The following is an 870-nucleotide window of genomic DNA, read 5'->3' as shown; positions in this document are numbered from 1 at the left end:
GCGCTGCGTGAACGTCCATTCGGCTCATCTCCTTGCGTAGCGGGCGAAGCGGATGACCGGGACGGGAGTGCCACGGGTCAGCCGGCGGGGGCGGCGCGCATCCGGCCCACGGGCGGCGGGTCGGGCAGGATCAGCGGGGTCCCGGGGGCGGGCAGGCCGTACAGCTCGTACAGCCGGCTCCGCACCCGTTCCATGGGGTACTGGCCCGCGTAGACGGCGGTCTTGAAGATCACGCCTTCCAGCACACTGCGGAAGAAGACCTCCTCCAGCGCCGGATCGGCCGCGCCACGGGCGGCGAACAACGCGCGCAGCTGGTCCTCCAGCCTCACGATCCGCTCCTCCTTGCGGGCCTCGACCTGTGCGAACAGGCCATGTGTGGCCGGGCCGACGACCAGGCTGAGGGTCATGCGCTGGACGGAGACGGTCCGTACGGCGGCGAGGAGCACGCCGTCCAGGATCGCGGCCAGCCGCTCGTCGGGGCTGCCGGTCACGTCGGCGATCTCGACGACGCCGTCGAGATAGCGGTCGAGGAGTTCGTCCGCGAGCGCCTGCTTGCCCGGGAAGTAGTAGCTGATCAGGCCGCGCGAGACACCGGCGCGGGCGGTGATGTCGGAGATGCTCGCCTCGTGGTAGCCCTTCTCGGCGAACTCCGTCAGCGCGGCGGCGAGGATCCTCTCCCGCGACTGCTCACGCATTTCCTCATTCGTATGCGCCGATCGCGGCGACACGGTCCCCCCGCCCTCTCAGACCTGTGTACACGTCAAAAATACACTGGCTGTCCGTACAGTCAACGTCCCTTCGCCCGAGGGCTCCAGGGCTTCGGCGTCCTCACGCCGCCGGGTGCGGCTCGGACCCGGCCGGGTCCTGATA

The 870-nt window shown here is 69.9% G+C and carries 1 protein-coding gene; it reads right to left on the bottom strand.

What is annotated here, in order from left to right; genetic code table 11:
• Positions 1-77 precede the first annotated feature (77 nt).
• On the bottom strand, positions 78-695 hold the full coding sequence (locus BFF77_RS31425; RefSeq protein ID WP_066956857.1) for a TetR/AcrR family transcriptional regulator: 618 nt from the start codon (positions 693-695) through the stop codon (positions 78-80).
• Positions 696-870: the final 175 nt, after the last annotated feature.

The sequence above is a fragment of the Streptomyces lushanensis genome (assembly GCF_001700515.1).
In the GTDB taxonomy this organism is placed as follows: Bacteria; Actinomycetota; Actinomycetes; order Streptomycetales; family Streptomycetaceae; genus Streptomyces; species Streptomyces lushanensis.
This window is presented reverse-complemented; position numbering and strand designations above follow the sequence as displayed.